The organism is Cytobacillus sp. NJ13 (genome assembly GCA_030348385.1).
GTDB lineage: Bacteria > Bacillota > Bacilli > Bacillales > Cytobacillaceae > Cytobacillus.
In genome coordinates, this window is the sequence record JAUCFP010000006.1 from 3,781,879 (window position 1) to 3,800,087 (window position 18,209).

19 protein-coding genes are annotated in these 18,209 nt (G+C 43.4%); 17 read left to right on the forward strand and 2 right to left on the reverse strand.

All coding sequences use genetic code 11. The annotated features are described in order from the left end of the window. The first annotated feature begins 38 nt into the window (after positions 1–38). From QUF73_18935 to spoIID, 3 genes are all read left to right on the forward strand, one after another. Positions 39–782, forward strand: a complete 744-nt coding sequence (locus tag QUF73_18935; protein MDM5228202.1) for a YwmB family TATA-box binding protein — start codon at positions 39–41, stop codon at positions 780–782. Positions 783–815: 33 nt separating this feature from the next. Further along, the gene (gene murA, locus QUF73_18940; GenBank protein MDM5228203.1) at positions 816–2,126 is read left to right on the forward strand and encodes a UDP-N-acetylglucosamine 1-carboxyvinyltransferase; all 1,311 of its coding nucleotides are present in this window, start codon (positions 816–818) and stop codon (positions 2,124–2,126) included. Positions 2,127–2,663: 537 nt separating this feature from the next. Further along, the gene (spoIID, locus tag QUF73_18945; GenBank protein MDM5228204.1) at positions 2,664–3,695 is read left to right on the forward strand and encodes a stage II sporulation protein D; all 1,032 of its coding nucleotides are present in this window, start codon (positions 2,664–2,666) and stop codon (positions 3,693–3,695) included. Between the two features lie 289 nt (positions 3,696–3,984). On the opposite strand, the gene QUF73_18950 is transcribed toward spoIID, so the two are convergent. Next, entirely contained in the window at positions 3,985–4,401 is a 417-nt protein-coding gene (locus tag QUF73_18950; protein MDM5228205.1) for a VanZ family protein, read from the reverse strand. Positions 4,402–4,543: 142 nt separating this feature from the next. Between QUF73_18950 and QUF73_18955 the strand changes: the two genes are divergently transcribed. The 7 genes from QUF73_18955 (at position 4,544) to QUF73_18985 (ending at position 11,639) form a co-directional block, all read left to right on the forward strand. Then, complete coding sequence (locus tag QUF73_18955) at positions 4,544–5,512, forward strand: peptidoglycan DD-metalloendopeptidase family protein (protein ID MDM5228206.1); 969 nt, start codon at positions 4,544–4,546, stop codon at positions 5,510–5,512. A gap of 240 nt (positions 5,513–5,752) precedes the next feature. Continuing rightward, positions 5,753–6,358, forward strand: coding sequence for a pyroglutamyl-peptidase I (locus QUF73_18960; protein MDM5228207.1), 606 nt, complete (start codon positions 5,753–5,755; stop codon positions 6,356–6,358). A 310-nt stretch (positions 6,359–6,668) separates the two neighbouring features. Next, positions 6,669–6,851 carry a hypothetical protein gene (locus QUF73_18965; protein ID MDM5228208.1) on the forward strand — a complete coding sequence of 61 codons (183 nt, stop codon included), beginning with the start codon at positions 6,669–6,671 and terminating at the stop codon, positions 6,849–6,851. 146 nt (positions 6,852–6,997) lie between these two features. After that, positions 6,998–7,300 carry a DUF4212 domain-containing protein gene (locus tag QUF73_18970; protein MDM5228209.1) on the forward strand — a complete coding sequence of 101 codons (303 nt, stop codon included), beginning with the start codon at positions 6,998–7,000 and terminating at the stop codon, positions 7,298–7,300. Positions 7,301–7,393: 93 nt separating this feature from the next. Continuing rightward, positions 7,394–9,064, forward strand: a complete 1,671-nt coding sequence (locus QUF73_18975) for a sodium:solute symporter family protein (protein MDM5228210.1) — start codon at positions 7,394–7,396, stop codon at positions 9,062–9,064. Beyond that, positions 9,042–10,955, forward strand: a complete 1,914-nt coding sequence (locus QUF73_18980) for a DUF294 nucleotidyltransferase-like domain-containing protein (GenBank protein MDM5228211.1) — start codon at positions 9,042–9,044, stop codon at positions 10,953–10,955. Before QUF73_18975 ends, QUF73_18980 begins: the two co-directional genes overlap by 23 nt. Before the next feature lie 18 nt (positions 10,956–10,973). Further along, positions 10,974–11,639: an exonuclease domain-containing protein gene (locus QUF73_18985; GenBank protein MDM5228212.1), complete on the forward strand. Its 666-nt coding sequence runs from the start codon at positions 10,974–10,976 to the stop codon at positions 11,637–11,639. 91 nt (positions 11,640–11,730) lie between these two features. Here QUF73_18985 and QUF73_18990 read toward each other — a convergent pair whose 3' ends face one another. Beyond that, positions 11,731–12,369: a LysM peptidoglycan-binding domain-containing protein gene (locus tag QUF73_18990; GenBank protein MDM5228213.1), complete on the reverse strand. Its 639-nt coding sequence runs from the start codon at positions 12,367–12,369 to the stop codon at positions 11,731–11,733. 693 nt (positions 12,370–13,062) lie between these two features. Between QUF73_18990 and spoIIID the strand changes: the two genes are divergently transcribed. The 7 genes from spoIIID to QUF73_19025 all read left to right on the forward strand — a co-directional run bounded on the left by spoIIID (position 13,063) and on the right by QUF73_19025 (position 18,198). After that, positions 13,063–13,335, forward strand: coding sequence for a sporulation transcriptional regulator SpoIIID (spoIIID, locus tag QUF73_18995; protein ID MDM5228214.1), 273 nt, complete (start codon positions 13,063–13,065; stop codon positions 13,333–13,335). A gap of 521 nt (positions 13,336–13,856) precedes the next feature. After that, positions 13,857–14,858 carry a rod shape-determining protein gene (locus tag QUF73_19000; protein MDM5228215.1) on the forward strand — a complete coding sequence of 334 codons (1,002 nt, stop codon included), beginning with the start codon at positions 13,857–13,859 and terminating at the stop codon, positions 14,856–14,858. Between the two features lie 350 nt (positions 14,859–15,208). Beyond that, positions 15,209–16,048 (forward strand): flagellar hook-basal body protein, encoded by an 840-nt coding sequence (locus QUF73_19005; GenBank protein ID MDM5228216.1) that lies wholly within the window; start codon positions 15,209–15,211, stop codon positions 16,046–16,048. 34 nt (positions 16,049–16,082) lie between these two features. Then, complete coding sequence (locus tag QUF73_19010) at positions 16,083–16,910, forward strand: flagellar hook-basal body protein (GenBank protein MDM5228217.1); 828 nt, start codon at positions 16,083–16,085, stop codon at positions 16,908–16,910. Between the two features lie 17 nt (positions 16,911–16,927). After that, the gene (locus QUF73_19015; GenBank protein MDM5228218.1) at positions 16,928–17,197 is read left to right on the forward strand and encodes a DNA-directed RNA polymerase subunit beta; all 270 of its coding nucleotides are present in this window, start codon (positions 16,928–16,930) and stop codon (positions 17,195–17,197) included. 126 nt (positions 17,198–17,323) lie between these two features. Beyond that, positions 17,324–17,752 (forward strand): 3-hydroxyacyl-ACP dehydratase FabZ, encoded by a 429-nt coding sequence (gene fabZ / locus QUF73_19020; GenBank protein ID MDM5228219.1) that lies wholly within the window; start codon positions 17,324–17,326, stop codon positions 17,750–17,752. A gap of 137 nt (positions 17,753–17,889) precedes the next feature. Beyond that, a complete protein-coding gene (locus tag QUF73_19025) occupies positions 17,890–18,198 on the forward strand; it encodes a hypothetical protein (GenBank protein ID MDM5228220.1) in 309 nt (102 codons plus the stop codon). The last annotated feature ends 11 nt before the right edge of the window (positions 18,199–18,209 follow it).

The following is an 18,209-nucleotide window of genomic DNA, read 5'->3' on the forward strand; positions in this document are numbered from 1 at the left end:
TCCTTGGTAACAATGGTACTAAGGGGAGGAGTTTACAAATGAAAAATTTAGCCATAGCATTATCCATTATTGCCATTATTGGTTTCATGATGATAAACATTGGGAATAAGACGACTGTAGCCAAAGGGGAGCTTGACCTGTTAACGATGGCCTCGGTTTTACAGGGCGAGAATATTTTAATCAAAGATTGGACTTTGCATGCGAGAGAAAAAATGGAAAACCTTCAAACCCTTCAGGAAGTGAAAGCATTCACCGATGAATTGCAGGCGAAATATCCTGAATGGGAATGGAGCTTTCAAAGATCAGAAAAGTCTTGGGAAGCAGAAGCTATTATTAAGAAAACAGATACTCAGTCAGAAGCAGTAAAGGTTTTATCGACCCCCACAAAAGGTCAAGTTCAGACGTATGTGATTTATGAGGCCAAAGGTCAGGGGTGGAAGAAAGAACAAAGCGAACTGGCTGCAGAACTGAATAGCAAGATTTCTGACATTTTTCGAGGAAATGCCACAATTTTCTCTTGTATCCAGGGTGAATTCAATGATAAGATTAATAAGTCTTTGCCTGATACTGCTACTCAATTGCTTGAAGCTTTTAATGCAACAGAAATAGAAGCACTAAAAGAAGACCAATTTATTTCAGCATCGGCAAATTCACCGCTTTTTGGTGGATCCATTGAGACAAATGGCAATGAAATGAACATGCAGCTTGGATTACGGACAAATGGAATGGGCGCCAAGACAAACATAGTTATTGGCACACCCATCATAACGATTGAATATTAATATAGAGAAATTGGACGCGGAGGGGAATACACTTTGGATAAAATCATCGTCCGCGGCGGAAATAGGTTAAGCGGTACTGTCAAAGTAGAAGGAGCAAAAAACGCTGTCTTACCGGTTATCGCCGCAACACTGTTAGCAAGTGATGGCAAAAGCGTAATTCGTGATGTCCCAACACTCTCCGATGTATATACTATTAATGAAGTATTACGCTATTTAAACGCCGAAGTGGAGTTTGAAAATAATACAGTAACAGTAAATGCATCTCGAGAGTTGAAGGTAGAAGCACCTTTTGAATATGTACGCAAAATGCGTGCTTCAGTTTTAGTCATGGGATCTTTATTAGCAAGAAATGGCCGTGCCCGTGTGGCATTGCCAGGGGGCTGCGCAATCGGTTCCCGCCCAATCGATCAGCATTTAAAAGGCTTTGAAGCGATGGGTGCGAAAGTAAAGGTTGGTAATGGCTTTATTGAAGCGGAAGCACCAGAAGGCCGCTTGCATGGAGCAAAAATATATCTCGATTTCCCTAGCGTTGGTGCTACGGAAAACATTATGATGGCTGCAACATTAGCCAAAGGCACAACGATTTTGGAAAACGTAGCAAAGGAACCGGAAATTGTGGACTTGGCTAACTTCCTCAATAAAATGGGTGCCAAGGTTAAAGGAGCAGGAACTGGCACGATCCGCATTGAAGGTGTGGACGTACTGTTTGGTGCAGAGCACAACATCATTCCTGACCGCATTGAAGCTGGTACATTCATGGTGGCAGCTGCCATTACAGGCGGAGACGTCCTTGTTAAGGGCGCTGTTCCTGAGCATTCCGCTTCCTTAATCGCCAAGATGGAAGAAATGGGTGTTACCTTCATTGAAGAAGCTGAAGGAATCCGTGTACTGGGTCCAGACAAACTGAAGGCCGCTGATATTAAAACAATGCCTCATCCTGGATTCCCGACAGATATGCAATCACAGATGATGGCCCTATTGCTCCACGCTCAGGGTACAAGTGTGATTACGGAAACTGTATTCGAAAACCGTTTCATGCATGTGGAGGAATTCCGCCGCATGAACGCTGATATTAAAATTGAAGGCCGTTCTGTCATTATGAACGGACCAAGCAATCTGCAGGGTGCAGAAGTCGCTGCAACAGATCTTCGTGCAGCCGCTGCCTTAATCCTGACTGGATTGGTGGCAGATGGCGTAACACGTGTAACAGAACTGAAGCATCTTGACCGCGGATACGTGAATTTCCACGACAAGCTTGCTGCTCTGGGTGCAGATATCGAACGTGTGACAGAAGTGGAAGAAACACCTGTTAATAACAGCCTTGTTTCTGACATGAACGCATAAGTAATGCCAATCAAGGCGGCCATTGCGCGTCGTCAAAATAGTCGCCTTGCGCGCATTTCAAACCGAAACCGCAGAATCGAGCTGTCAGAGGACTGACAAATCGATTCTGCGGTTTTTGCTTTTGAGTTTCTTTTTCGATTGAGCACTCGTTCAACTTTAAAGGATATCCGCATATAAATAAATTTATCAGCAAGTAAATTAGCCATATCCGCACATAAAAAATATTATCCGCATATAAATCTGTTCTATACGCAAATAAACAATAATGAAAGAGAACATTGCTGAAAAAATAGCTAGAAATAGAAGCTTATGGCATGAAATATTAAAAAAACGATAGCTTTCCGATAGAAAACCAAAAATCTTCTAATTTTCCAGCAGAATTCTCCTCATGGTAATTAAATTACTGCAGCTAGCTCTCGTCTTAGGAATACAAAGAACTCACCTTTTATAAAAATTAATCTATTGTCATATTAGCTTGTCCATAGCCATAAACATGAATTGAGTTCGAATTATTTATTTGCTATGGAGGCTTAAAACATGACAAAATTCAAACCTTTCATCGTACTAGCCGCACTGCTGTTTGCCGTCACGCTCATTGTTCCCGCCCTGCTTGTGATTCCCTTTACAGAAGGGAAAGTCAGCGGGAAGCTTGGCGAGGAGCTTAAGACCGAGACCAAGAAAGAGACAGCGGCAGAAATTCCTCAAGGGCCAGCCATAGAGGTGGGGGTCTACCGTCTTGCACAGAAGAAGCTGGAGACGGTTCCGCTAGAAGAGTATATCGTCGGAGTAGTAGCATCGGAAATGCCGGCAGAGTTTGAAGAAGAGGCTTTGAAGGCTCAGGCATTGGCAGCAAGGACATTTATTGTGAAGCAGTTAATGAATAAAGATAGCGTTGAACTTCCTGAGGGGGCATTAGTTTACGATACAGTAACCCACCAGGTTTATAAAAATGATGAGGAACTGAGGCAGCAATGGAAACAAGATTATAAGTGGAAAATCGAAAAGGTAAGAGAAGCCGTTACCGAAACGAGAGGACAGATTCTCACTTTCGATGGTTCACCGATTACAGCTTCCTTCTTTTCAACAAGCAATGGCTTTACTGAAAACTCCGAAGCCATCTGGCCAAATTCCGTTCCTTACTTAAAAAGTGTAGAAAGCAAATGGGACCTGCAGTCTCCGAAGTTTAACGGCAGAGAGGTATTCACCATTCAGGATTTTGAAAGGAAATTGGGTGTGAAGCTTCCAAATGATAGCACGATCGGAAACGTCACCGAGCGTACGGCCGGCCAGCGGGTCTCAAAAGTGGATATAAACGGGAAAGTCGTCAGCGGTAAAGACATTCGAGAGAAACTGGGTCTAAAATCAACAGACTTTACCTGGGAACGCAAAGGAGACAATATCATCATCAATACCCAGGGCTACGGCCATGGAGTCGGCATGAGCCAATACGGCGCAAACGGCATGGCAGCTGAAGGAAAAAACTACAAAGAAATCGTTGCCCATTATTATAAAGGGGTAGAAATTGCCGCTTCTGATCAGCTGCTGACGAAAGTCACGGCAAAGAAATAAGCGAAAAGAGCTGGTTCATTGAATCAGCTCTTTGTTTATGGTTTATAAAAATGTTCTAAGTTTGTGTTTTTGGGCAGTTATCTAAGATTAACCGCTAAGTTGATTGTAGCGGAGGGCACTTGATCCTCGAAAATACTGACGCATTTCCTTCGTGCAGTGCTCATTCGGGGAAGCATATCCAATGTCCTGCGGGAGGAGAGGGAGCGGGAGACCCCACAGTCGAAGCCGAGAAGGCTCCCGTTCCTCCCCGCGGAAATCAAGTGTCCGCAGCGGAAATCAACGACAGAATTCAAAAACGCCTTATTAAAAGCAATAAATTTCCAAGCTTTTTAAACTTCCCATAAAAAAGAGCCCGGCTGATCAAATACCAGCACACCAGCACACCGGTAATATCCTTGACAGCGTCAATCAAAGTGGCAGACCGATAAGGAACAAATGATTGATGAATTTCATCGAGAATCCCGTAAAAGCACGCCAATACGGCCAATAAAATATTCACTCCCGGTGTCATTTTAAATGCAGTTAAAGCAGCCAAAACCAGAAGAACATATAAAATACCAAACTCAATCAGATGCATAGATTCTTTTATAAAACGGTCCACCGCCAAATCCGGCAGCTCCACCACTGCATCTGCCGGCATGCTGGACAGGACCCAAATAAGCGCTATATAAAGGAAAGGCAGCATCCGTATGATCCACTTAAACATCTTTCAGTAACTCCTTTTAAAATTTTTTCCCAATCATGAATAATCCGAAAGCCTTTGTCGAAAAATAAGCCCAAAAAATTTTTTTTGAGATATGTATATAATCCTCTCAATCTGTTCAGACTGATTGCTGAGGTGATGATAAATGAGAGAGGAAGAAAAGAAACGATCTTCTCAAGATTCCAGCTTTAAACGCTTTATGAAGAAGCAGTGGGCATTCCCAGCTATCTACATTGCAAGTGCAGCAATCATTTTAACCGGTGTTCTTTGGTATCAAACAAGCGACAACGCTACAGACACTGACAGCTACGATTACGAAGCCACTGATATTACCGGCAAAAAGTACGACGAGCCAGCATTGGAAGTTAACCGTGCAATGGAAAACTTCGTAATGCCTGTCAAAGATCCAGACTCAGCTGTCATTCAAAAACAATTCTATGACTATGACGGCAAGGCTGAAGAACAGGAAGCTGCTCTAGTATTTTACAATAACACATACCATCCGAACACAGGTATTGATATTACTACAAAGGATGGAGAAACTTTTAATGTCCTTGCTGCATTAAGCGGAAAAGTAACCAAGGTAGAAGAAGATTCACTGTTGGGCAATGTCATTGTAGTAGAGCATGACAAAGGAATTGTAACACAATATCAATCTGTTACAGAGATGAATGTTGAGGTTGGCGACCAGGTAGAACAAGGTGATGCCCTTGCTAAGGCAGGCGAAAGCTTGTTTAATGAAGAAGCAGGCGTACATGTACACTTTGAAATCCGCAAAGACGGAATCCCGGTCAATCCACTTGATTACTTCAATAAGCCGCTTAGCTCTTTACAGGAGTTAGACACAACTGACAAAGCAAATGCAGAAGAAAACAGCGGTGCAACTGAAGAAAACGACGAAGCTGCTCCTTCTGAGGACAAGCCAGCTGAAGAGTCCGGCAAAACGGAAGACGAAGGTTCTGCTGAAGAATCTGCAGATGAAAATGCCGGAAATACGGAAGAAGACGAGTCTGCTGATACAGAAGAAGACCCAGCTGCTGGAACTTCTGAAGACGAAGGTCAAACTGACGACCAAGTTGAAGAAGACACTGCAACTGAATCAACTGACGCATAATGATAGGGAGTCTGCCGAAATGGCGGGCTCTTTTTTTGACAGAATGTATGAATCCTGAAGTTTGATAACTGTCTAGCGCAAGCAGCCTACCCCCTCGAGCTGTCGGGGGTGGTCAAGGCGCTTCCGCTTTTCTTTTGACAGGTACCACCCGATTTATGTCGAAACAATATTTTTTCGACAATTCTGCCATTATCCTGTATAATACTTCGAAAAACGAAGAGTTATACAGGGGGAGAAAATATGAAGAAACTGCTATTAACCGGATTTGAACCTTTTCTTGATTTTCCGATTAATCCGACAGAAAAGATTGTGAGTGCATTGGATGGCAAAGGAGTTGGAAACTATGAAATTATGGGACATCTTTTGCCGGTGGATTTTAATCTCGCACCTAAGAAAATAAAAGAGGAAGTAATGGAGAAAAAACCGGATGCGGTGATTTCTCTCGGGCTGGCTGCTGGCCGCACAGCAATCACACCCGAAAGAATTGCAATCAATTGCCAGGATGGGGAGCCGGACAATAGCGGAGTCGCCCCTGAAGACAAACTGATAGAGGAAAATGGTCCCGATGGCTATTTTTCAACCCTTCCGATCCGCCGGATGGTTAATAGACTTAAAGAAGCGGGATATCCTGCATTCATCTCAAATACAGCGGGAACTTATCTATGCAATAATGTTATGTATTCCGTGCTCCATCTGCTGAAATCCACAAACACTGAAGTACCGGCGGGTTTTGTCCATATTCCTGCTTCCCACGCACTGGCAGCAGCAGGCAAAAAGAGCATGGCAAGCTGGTCTGATGCGGATTTGCTGGACGCCATTACTCTTATCATCAGAGAATTGGATTAAGGAGCCGGACAGGCTCTTTTTTTTGCCCGGTTTTTATTATTACTATAGTGTTTTCCTCTAATGCCCTAAAGTTTCTGCCAACCATGCTTATTGAATAAAACCCTTAAGTATCAACGGAGCAAAGGGTCTCTTTGAAAAAAATAAAATATATTTCCAGCATGTACTTGACCTGGAAATGATTTTTGTACATAATGAAGTATGAATTTTCTTAAAATTAAATTAAGTCAGAAAACAACCAGGATGCCTATTATAAATCTTAAAGCGGAAAGCATTAGAAAAATGATAGCGCTTTCTAAAAGGGGGAACCAAATTGCTTACGTTAGTGTCTATGATGATCATTACAGGGATTTGCCTTTTTCTTGCTTTAAGAAAAAAAAGGCCGATCTTCCTGGCAGTTCCATTTCTATCAATCTTTGCTTACTTCCTCGTTCAAATCATTCTTGTTCCCGCACCTTTCATGGATACAGTCAAATTTATTTTCAGTTTAAGGTAATGGTTTTGTCCGGGTCCAGATAACGGATCCGGTGAAATAGCAGCGATTCAGCTGCAGATAACCAATAAAGGAGTGATTCCTGGCACTAAAGTCTGTTAATCAGAATTAAGAGTGGTGAATTTATCATTTTTACCGGGGGTGGAGTTTTGAAAAAAATTGATAAAAAAGTAGCGGACAGTTATTTCCGCGAAAAGACTCGGAATATGATCATTTATTTTGCTATTGGATTTCTTGCCTCTTTTGGCGTGGTCTTTTTTGCAGAACCATTAAGCGATATTACGATTAACGGATTTCCATTCCATTACTTTATGGGCGCACAGGGAGCTGTACTAACCTTTATCATTCTGCTGTTTGTTAATGCCAAAATGGGGGATGCCATTGACCGGAAATATGGAATTGATGAAAACAAAAATGAACAAATCAGTTCAGGGAAAGTTCTTGATCATTAATTAACGAAAAATGAGCGGCTGTTCAAGCCGCCGCTATAAACAGAGATAAAAGGGGCGTCATTAAAAATTTGTCCGTAAATAAGGGGGATGTCTTTGGATACGCAATTTTTGGTCTCATTATCCATTATTTTAGCTACATTTGCTTTGTATATTGGCATAGCCATTTATAATAAGGCAAAAGAGACATCGGAGTTTTATGTTGCTGGCCGCGGGGTGCCGCCAGTCTTTAATGGAATGGCGATAGGCGCCGACTGGATGAGTGCCGCTTCCTTTATCGGGATGGCGGGAACGATCATGCTCCTGGGCTATGACGGTCTTGCCTATATTATGGGCTGGACGGGCGGTTACCTGCTCTTAACATTCCTATTGGCACCACAGCTGCGGAAATACGGCCGCTACACGGTTCCTGAATTCATTGGTGACCGGTTTGACAGCCACACAGCCCGTGTGATTGCAGCCCTTTGTACAATCATCATCAGCTTCACCTATTCGATCGGACAGCTGTCCGGTTCAGGAGTGGTTATCGGCCGCCTGTTCGAAATTGATGCAAAAATCGGCACAATGATTGGAGTGGTGCTTATTGCCTTTTATGCCGCATTCGGAGGTATGAAGGGGATTACATGGACGCAGGTTGCTCAATATATCATTCTGATTATCGCTTACTTAATACCGGTTATTTTCATGTCACTGCAATTAACAGGTAACCCGATGCCATGGATTTCATACGGTGAACTTGTTGGAAAAATGGGTGAGCTCGACCGCGAATTGGGAATCTCTGAATATTTTGCGCCATTCACAAATGGAACAAAGTGGCAGTTCCTTGCGCTTATGTTTACGCTGATGGCCGGTACAGCAGGCCTTCCGCACGTAATTGTCCGTTTCTATACGGTGTCAACAATGAAGGCTGCCCGCTGGTCAGGAGCATGGGCGTTATTATTTATTGGTTTGCTTTACTTATCTGCTCCTGCATACGCTGCATTTTCCCGTTTTATCCTTATGACACAGGTTGCCGGCAGCAAAATTGCTGAGCTGCCTGCCTGGACGAAGACATGGGTAGATACAGGAAAGCTTCAGGTAGCGGATGGCAATGGCGATGGCGTGCTTCAATGGAACGAACTGATCATCTCAAATGATATTGTCGTAATGGCCACACCAGAGATTGCCAACTTGGGGATGTTTGTTATTGGATTAGTGGCAGCAGGGGCAATGGCTGCTGCATTATCAACAGCCGGCGGTTTGATGATTGCGATATCTTCTGCTTTTGCCCACGATATTTTTTACCGGGTGTTAAGACCGAATTCAACTGAAAAGACACGTCTTTCTGTTGCTCGATGGTCCATTGTAATCGCCACTCTTTTGGCAGGCCTTATCGCACTTAACCCTCCAGGAGCGATTACGCAAATTGTTGCCTGGGCATTTGCGCTTGCGACAGGAACATTCTTCCCGGCACTTGTTCTGGGTGTCTGGTGGAAGCGTTCAAACTCACAGGGGGTTATTGCCGGCTTGCTGGTGGGATTAGGTGTAACTTTGGCGTACATCTTTGCAGCTAAATATGGCGGCTATACAATCCTGGGTATTATTGATACAGGAGCTGGTGTGTTTGGTGCCGCTGCTGCATTTGCAGCTAATATCATTGTTTCTCTTATGACAGCTGCCCCTTCGCAAAAAATTCAGGAGGAAGTTATGGATCTTCGCTATCCGGAGCAAATGGTCTATAAAGATGGTGAAGTATGGATGAACGATGATGGATCAAAACCTGTATAACCTATACCATTTGGAGGCTGTGCGGCTTCACCCCTTTTTTCATGGGGTGGAATCTGATACAGCCCTTTCACTTCTTTCTTTGTGTGAAGTCCGCCGCTATGGAAAAAATGACATTATCCTGAAAAAAGATAAACCGCGTGAAGGCCTTCTGCTCATATTAGAAGGTCTTTCAGAGGTTTTAGTGAAGAATGAACACAATGGGAGGGAAGAAGTACTTGAAGTAGTCCAGGCAGGGGAATTGATTGTTTTTTCAAGCCTCGCCGATTTCCTGGGAGTTTCTAAACAGATCGATACAGAGTCAATGGTCGAAGTCAAAGCCGCCAGCGAGGTAAGGGCGATGTTCATTCCGTTTGAGGTGTTGAGAAAAAGATGGGATGACCCTGCTGTTCATGATTACTTGCTGGCGCAGGTAGCCATCAGATTGAAAGATGTCTACGCTTCTCTTGCAGAACAGGTAAAGCGAGCGACAGATTATGGAGAAAGTGATGTATTCATGATCAGAGTTCAGGATGTCATGAGCAGTGAGGCAGCCGCAGTCAGTCCAGCCGCAACCGTTCAGGAGGCCGCAAAATTAATGCATAATAGAAAAATCAGTTCGGTCCTCGTTGCAGAGAATGATTGCTTAAAGGGGATTATTACGGAAAGAGACATAGTGGAACGGGTAGCTGCTAAAGGTGCTGATTTATCTGCTCAAGCAAGAACCATAATGACAGTAAACCCAGTCACGATATCAAGGTTTGCGTATTATTATGACGCCCTCTCTCTGATTCTGTTAAAGGGGGTCAAACACCTGCCTGTCATGGAAGATTCCAAGGTGGCGGGGATAGTGACACTATCAGATTTGCTGAGAAGGAAAAACGAGAATGTGATGAAGACAGTTCAAAAAATTGAAAAAGCCGACCGGGACAGTCTTCCACAAATCAAAACCGGCATCTATGACATTATTGATTCTTTAATAAGGGACCGTGCTCCCATATTTAAAATGCTTGAAATCATTACAAAGTTATACGATCGCCTGGCAGGCAGAATTATAGCTCTATCTATTTCTGAACTGAAAGAAAAAGGTTTGCAGCAGCCATGCGAATTTGCTTTCTATCAAATGGGCTCAAGCGGACGTGGAGAACAGTTCATACTCACAGATCAGGACCATTTCCTGGTTTATGAGAGTCATTCAGAAGATGCCTCGGCATTTTTTGAAGAGCTGGGAAAAAGAATCACCTCTAATATGGAAGCAGCTGGCTATGCACGCTGCAAAGGGTTCATGATGTGCAGTGAACAGAAATGGCGCGGCTCACTGACAGTTTGGGAAGAGAGGCTGCGAACATGGATGCTCCATTCAACAAATGACCATTTATTATTAGCGCAAAACTTCTTTTCCTATCGGCTAATTGCGGGGAGTGAAGAACTGCATGCAAAATTTGAAGCGCTGGCCGCTGAACAGATTAAACGGTTCAGAATTTTTTTATTCCGGCTGGCACAGCTGGAGAAGGAACATGCCATACCTACCCTGGATCAGCCGATCCGATCCCTATTCAAGCTGCATCGAAAGAACATTGATATGAAAAAAGATATTCTATTTCCCTATCACCATAGTCTGCAGATACTGTCACTTGTACATGGGAAACTATCAGGCACACCACTGGAAAAAATAGATTTTCTGCAGGAGAAACAGGTATTCTCAAAGGAGCTTGCGCACGATTTGAGAGGGTCTGTAAGCACTATTATGACATTGTATGTCACCCAGCGCTGGCAGCAGGAAAAATCAGGTGCCGCTCTCTCTTCCGTTGTCTCATTTACAAGAATGTCTACCCGTGAAAAAGAAGAATTAATTCTAAGCTTAAAGACATTAAGGGTGCTGCAGAGCCAGGCAATCGCTGGATTCTCTCTATAGATATGAAAGGAGGCTGGTATGTTTTTTCTCAGAAAAAATGTGACATGTTCCTTAACATATGAGAACATTCCGTTATCCACTCCGCTTGAAGATCTGAGTTTTGTTGTATTTGATACTGAAACAACAGGATTTCGAGTATCTGCGGCCGACCGGATCATTGAGATAGGTGCCGTCCTGGTAAAAGGATTTCAAGTGCAGGAAAAGGACCTTTTTCAGACATATGTTAACCCAAAACGACAAATTTCTCGGGAAATAAAAGAATTAACCTCTATTTCCGATGAGCTGGTAAAAGACGCTCCGCAGGCATTGGAAGCTATTCAGAGCTTTTTTGACTATGTCGAATCAAGGGAAGCTGTATGCCTGGTTGGCCATTATGTAGGCTTTGATGCACTTGCTATCAAAAGTGAATTTAAGCGGGAAAAGCTTTCTTTAAAAAATTTCCTTACCATCGACACGCTGGATTTGATTGGCTTTATCGCACCGTCCTATGATATGCGCGACCTTGAGAGATATGCCATGGCATTCGGCACCCGTATATATGATCGCCATAGTGCAGAAGGGGATGCTTTAACTGCGGCTTACCTATTTGTTGAATTGCTTTTTCAATTTCAGCAGAGGGGCCATAGAACTTGGGGGGAATTGATTAAAGCAACTCACAGCCAAATGAGATCTCTGCATTTTTGAGCTTCAGAAGCCTATGGTTGGCATGTTGATGAGCGGGTGGGCGATGTGGTTAAACCAATGGAAAGCCGGCAGAATGCGGCTTTCCATACCTTTACTGTATATCAATCAGTGCTCCGTCCTTATATATCACCAGGACTTCTTTTCCAGACATTTTTTGAAAGGTCTGTGCTGTTCCATAAGGTACCTTCAATGTGAAATAATCATTCCCGTTTTTAAATTCTACCGTAAAATTGTCTGCCGCACCGGTGATGACTGCTTTTATTCTGGAAATATCACCTTTAATGGTCAATTTCTGATTAATGAGTACCATATCACTTTTTAACTTGTTCAATGTTTTCAATTCATTGACATTCATGCGGTAGCGATTTGCGATTCCCCATAGTGTATCTCCTGGCACAACGGTATAAACAGCTGTCTCATTATTAAAGGGTTCTTCTGTATGGCGCTCAGTCCGGACCTCCAGTGATTGGCCTGGATGGATCGTGTCAGACTTAAGGCGGTTAACCGCTTTCAATTCTTTAACAGTCATATCATGTTTCCTGGAGATTTTATATAAAGTATCTCCCTGCTTCACTTTGTAGGAGCCCGTCAATGCCTGTGCTTCTTTTGCTGAAGCGCTGAAACCGGCTGATGCGATTACTGCAGCAAAAACAGTGCTGGCTGCCGCCATTCCTCTTGCTTTTATCTTTTTTCTTTTATCATTTAGAATCCTTTCCTTGCGTGTTTGCATACTATGTTCATCCTATCTGTTGGAATATTGTGGTTTTATAACCAATTAAATGAATTGTTTTCCGAAAAAAATAGTACGGTATAAATATCTGCTTCACAATAGGGAGGAGTTCCTGGCTCTTTACCCTTGTTTCGGAAAATGTATATAGTTCAATACGCTCTGTAATTCCTATAAATATGCAATTATCTGCTGCTAAAGAAATTGTTTGTTGACTTAAAGATGAATTACCCGGCAATGAAGGATTTTGTCGAATCTGCGGGAAAAGTCCCGAGTCTTAGCAATGGAACAATTAAAATTAGGCAAGTTTTCACTGGCCTTTAGACTGCTTGATTTTCAAATACCCCAAAGAATTTATTGAAAACATTTCTAATTTTTGGCCTCCAGATGTCCTATTTTCAAAAAATTTACACAAAACCTTGTCCCTATTGAGTTTTTCGTGCATATTACTTCAACCAAGCTAATAAACTGTTACAAACCTTACAAAGAGAATGTATGAGGTGAGGGATCGTTTTACTAAAACTAATGAATATGTTGAGGACATGTTTAATTATCGCAAGCTGAAAGCAAGCCTTTCAGGCGCATGCACGATTAAGTTCATTTAATCAGGAATCCATGCGGAATACAGTTAAAGACCAGACAGAAAGCGAGTCTCATTTCACACTTCTCACATCCAAATCGGGGAGGGCGAGTGGTGTGCACGATTACATCAAAGAGAGAACTATCAAGATTGGAAAGTATATCGTGGAGACGAAAAAAACGGTTCGCGTAATCGCGAAGGAGTTTGGCGTATCCAAAAGTACAGTCCATAAAGACTTGACGGAAAGATTACCTGAAATCAATCCTGAACTGGCAAACGAAGTAAAGGAAATCCTGGATTATCATAAATCGATCCGCCATCTGCGCGGCGGTGAAGCAACTAAAATGAAATACAAAAAAGAGGAAATGGAAGAAGAGCCAGTTAAATGAAAAGAATCAAAAGGCGCTGATAAAGGCGTCAAAGGATAAAGACTGCCGTTTTTAGCTATGACATGGCAATTTTTCTTTTGCTGTACATGATGAACCTTCATGCGGCTCCAGGGGCTAAAAGATCATAAGCTGTTTCCATGGCCTGAACCAAGGCTTTGCTCTATGGATTTAAGCCCCTTCCTAAGTCGCCTGCATCTATTTCCCCATTTCGACAAAAACCCTCAAAAAGTCTCACAAAATCTGTCAAAATGTTACTGCTTTCACAAGGAATGTGTTAAAATATAAAATTAGGATAGAACTTGGTTCGTAAAGACTAGGACTCCTAAAGAAAACGCCGGGCAAAATCATTTCTTTTTAAAAAGAACTGATTTTTTTGCGTGGCTTAAACTGCTGTTGCGAATAATGACTGAACATCTAACAAAAAAATTAATAAGCGAAGTTCGCTTTAAGAATGCCTAAATAGAGAGAGCCTTCAAAGGTGCGGACAGAAGCTGGCCATTTTGCAAGGAGGAAAAAAAGAAATGTTTGCTAGGGATATTGGGATTGATTTAGGAACTGCCAACGTGCTAATCCACGTTAAAGGTCGCGGAATTGTGCTGAATGAACCATCTGTAGTGGCAATTGATAAAAATACAAACAAAGTACTGGCCGTAGGTGAAGAGGCGCGCCGCATGGTCGGACGTACGCCAGGGAACATTGTGGCAATCCGCCCGCTAAAAGACGGGGTTATTGCTGACTTTGATGTGACAGAAGCGATGCTGAAGCACTTTATCAACAAACTGAATGTTAAAGGCTTCTTATCAAAGCCGCGCATTTTAATCTGCTGCCCCACAAATGTTACAGGTGTTGAACAGAAGGCGATTAGGGAAGCTGCTGAAAAAAGCGGCGGCAAAAAAGTATATCTTGAAGAAGAACCAAAAGTGGCGGCAATCGGAGCAGGCATGGATATCTTCCAGCCGAGCGGAAACATGGTTGTCGATATCGGCGGCGGTACAACAGACGTGGCGGTTTTATCCATGGGAGACATTGTTACGTCTTCATCCATAAAGATGGCCGGTGATAAATTTGACAATGAAATTCTTCAATATATCAAAAAAGAGTACAAGCTTCTAATCGGCGAAAGAACGGCCGAAAATATTAAAGTAACCATTGGAACCGTATTCCCTGGCGGCAAAAATGAGGAAATGGAAATCCGCGGCCGTGACATGGTGTCAGGTCTTCCAAGAACCATTACAGTTCGTTCCGATGAAGTTCAGGGTGCTCTGGCTGAATCCGTTGAAGTCATCGTACAGGCTGCTAAAAGCGTGCTGGAACGCACACCGCCTGAACTGTCTGCAGACATCATTGACCGCGGGGTTATTTTAACAGGCGGCGGGGCCCTTCTTCACGGAATCGACCAGCTTTTGGCAGAAGAGCTGAAAGTCCCTGTCTTAATTGCCGAAAACCCGATGGATTGCGTAGCCGTTGGAACAGGCATTATGCTTGATAATATTGATAAGCTTCCTAAGAAGAAGCTTTTATAATCGTGAAGAACCCGTCATTTGGCGGGTCTTTCTTTTTGGAACAGCTCAAACGCTGTTTTGGCGGGAAGTGACCGATATATTTAGAAATTAACCGATAAAATTCTAATCCGGCCGATATTTGAAAAAAGTGACCGAAAGGAATGCAATCTGGCCGATATGCAAGTCAACCTGACCGAAATCAATAAGTGAATTTCTTTTGTAAACTTTCTTCCATTCCAGCCGATTAAAAAAAGGTACAGCTTTTTTCAAAATCTAACTCAATTCTTCAAATTTTTAATGTTTATTGTCGGAAAGTTTTTTATAATAGAGGTAAATAGGTGTTCGGAATTGCAATTTAGAGGTGAATAAAGATGTTTAGAGGTTTCTACACGGCTGCTTCCGGGATGCTGGCACAGCAGCGGAGGACAGAAGTGCTGACAAATAATATGGCCAATGCCAATACGCCCGGCTTTAAAGCAGATCAGACGAGCTTGAGGGCTTTTCCGGAGATGCTTCTGCAGCGCATGGGCAAGCAGACCGTGCCGACTGAAAATGGACTAAACCTTCCTTTCAATGGGGAAGTCGGCAGGCTGACTACAGGGGTTTATATGCAGGAGACACTTCCATCTTTCATGCAGGGAGATATGAAGGAAACAGGGATGAATACGGACCTGGCGCTGCTTGATCTTAATCTGCCTGTTAATCCGGATACTGGCTTAAGAGGGTCTGTCTTTTATACTGCAGCAGGTATTGATGGCGAGCCGCGCTATACGAGGAATGGGAATTTTACCATTGACGGCGGGGGCTACGTAACGACAGCGAGCGGATTATATATTCTGGATGATGCGGGTGAACGGATTCAGCTCTCCAGTGACCGCTTTACAGTGAGTGAAGATGGTGTGATTACAGGAGAAGCAGGTGAAACTGCGAGACTAGGCATTATGTATGCCCAAAATCCTGAAAGCCTTCGAAAAGAAGGCGACGGACTGTTTGCAGCGACAGAAGAGAGCGTCCTTGAGAATGCCTATAATGCACAGAATGTCCAATTCAAGCTGCAGCAGGGCTATTTGGAGCGTTCCAATGTAGATGCTTCCCGGACCATGACGGATATGATGACAGCCTATCGCTCTTTTGAAGCAAACCAAAAGGTCCTGCAGGCTTATGACCGCAGTATGGAGAAAGCCGCAAATGAAATCGGACGGATCGGGTAATATCCAGCGGCAGACCCGCTAAGGGGGAAAAAGAATGAATCGAACCATGATTACGGCAACGAATACTCTGGCCCAGCTGCAGAAGCAGATGGATATTGTCAGCCATAATGTGGCCAACATTGATACAGCCGGCTATAAAAGAAGAGAAGCCAATTTTACCGATTTGCTTTTTCAGCAGTTCAATAATCAGAGGAATCCGAATGCGGAGACAGCAAGACTATCACCTGCAGGCATCAGGCAGGGAGTAGGGGCAAAGCTCGCGCAGTCTCAAATTGTCATGAAGCAGGGTGCTTTAAAGGCAACCGAACGGCCGCTTGATCTTGCCTTTACAAAGGAAGGGCAGTATTTCCGGGTGCTGGAGCAGACTGAAGACGGAGCAGCTGTCCGTTTTACCAGAGCGGGCGCCTTTTATTTAACACCGGTTTCAGATAGTGAGACCATGCTTGTGACAGGTGACGGACTTCCTGTTCTTGATGAAAATAATAATTCGATTATAATTAATGGACAAGCTAACAAATTTAAAGTGACCGAAACAGGGAGCTTTTTGGCAGAAGCAGCCAATGGTGCCATCCAGGAATTCAATCTTGGAGTGGTTCTGATAAACAAGCCTCAATTCCTGGAGCAAAAAGGGGATAATCTTCTTGGCCTTCCTGATGGAGTTGACGGAGAGGGGATCTTTACAGAGCTGAACGGTGCGCTCCGCGGCCAGATAGGAATGGCCCAGGGTTCCCTTGAACAATCCAATGTGGATATGTCCAAGGAAATGACAGATTTGATCAACCTGCAGCGTGCATATCAGTTTCAGACAAGATCTGTCTCCATGGCTGATCAAATGATGGGGCTGATCAACGGAATACGTTAGGTTAAAGGGGAAATAAAATGTCAGTAAACAAAAGTAATCAAGAAGCAGTCAAGACGCGTGAACAACTGAAAAAAGAACCCAGCAAAGAAGAGTCACCGCGCAAAGGGCGGGTCCGCATTCGCCTTATTCCGATCTGGCTTCGGATTATTATTGTCGTGCTTTTAATTTTCCTGAGCGTTACGGCCGGAGCCGCGGTCGGATATGGAGTCATCGGCGGCGGGGAAGTAAAAGATATTTTCACAAGGTCCACCTGGATGCATATTGTGGATTTGGTTAAAAAAGAATAGGAAATGAAGAGGAGGGCGATGAGTCCTTCTTTTTTGTTTCCGCTTTGCGTCCGGGCAATTTTTTAGTAAAATAAATATAAGCTATTATTAGTATCTGGTACTAAATACTGCAGGGGAGCGATACATATGAAATTGAATGTAGAAGAAATTAAAGAAATAATCCCTCACCGATATCCATTTCTGTTTGTGGATTCAATTGAAGAGCTTGAGCCTGGAAAAAGAGCCGTCGGCAAAAAGAATGTAAGTGCCAACGAGGAAGTGTTTAATGGGCATTTCCCAAATTACAATGTATTTCCAGGATGCCTGACGCTTGAAGCCTGTGCGCAGACAGGTGCTGTTGCCCTTCTGTCACTGGATGAATATAAAGGAAAACTTGCCTTTTTTGCCGGTGTGGAGAAATGCCGCTGGAAACGTCAGGTGCGGCCGGGCGATACCCTCATTATGGAAGTCGAACTGCTCTCCGTCCGCAGAGGAATCGGAAAAGGAAAAGCCGTTGCGACTGTAGAGGGTGAAGTGGCAATGGAAGCTGAAATTATGTTTGCAATTGAAAGGTAATGATAAAGGAAATCCCGTACGGAGCGTGCGGGATTTTTTCTGTAAAAAAATATGCAAGTTGTTTCGGTTTTTGGGAAATATAAAGGAAGACCAATGCAGCAGGTCAACAATACAACCTTATGAAAGGAGCTTTTACGATGAATAAAAAGCTATTAACACTTATCGGAGGATCCGTTCTTTCTGCCATGCTTCTAGCAGGGTGTGCCACAGACAACCAGGAGCCTCCGCCGGAAGACGATACAATCACAGAGGATAATGGCGATGTGAATGATGGCGATATGAACGGTGACAACGGCGACATGACTAATGATCTGAATGAAAACACAGATGACAATGACATCAACACAGATAATGACGGCGACATGATGGAAGACAACAACGAGCCGGGCGAAGATATGATCGAAGATAACAAAGATATGCAGGATAAAGATAATAAAGATCAGTAATAAAGCGAGGA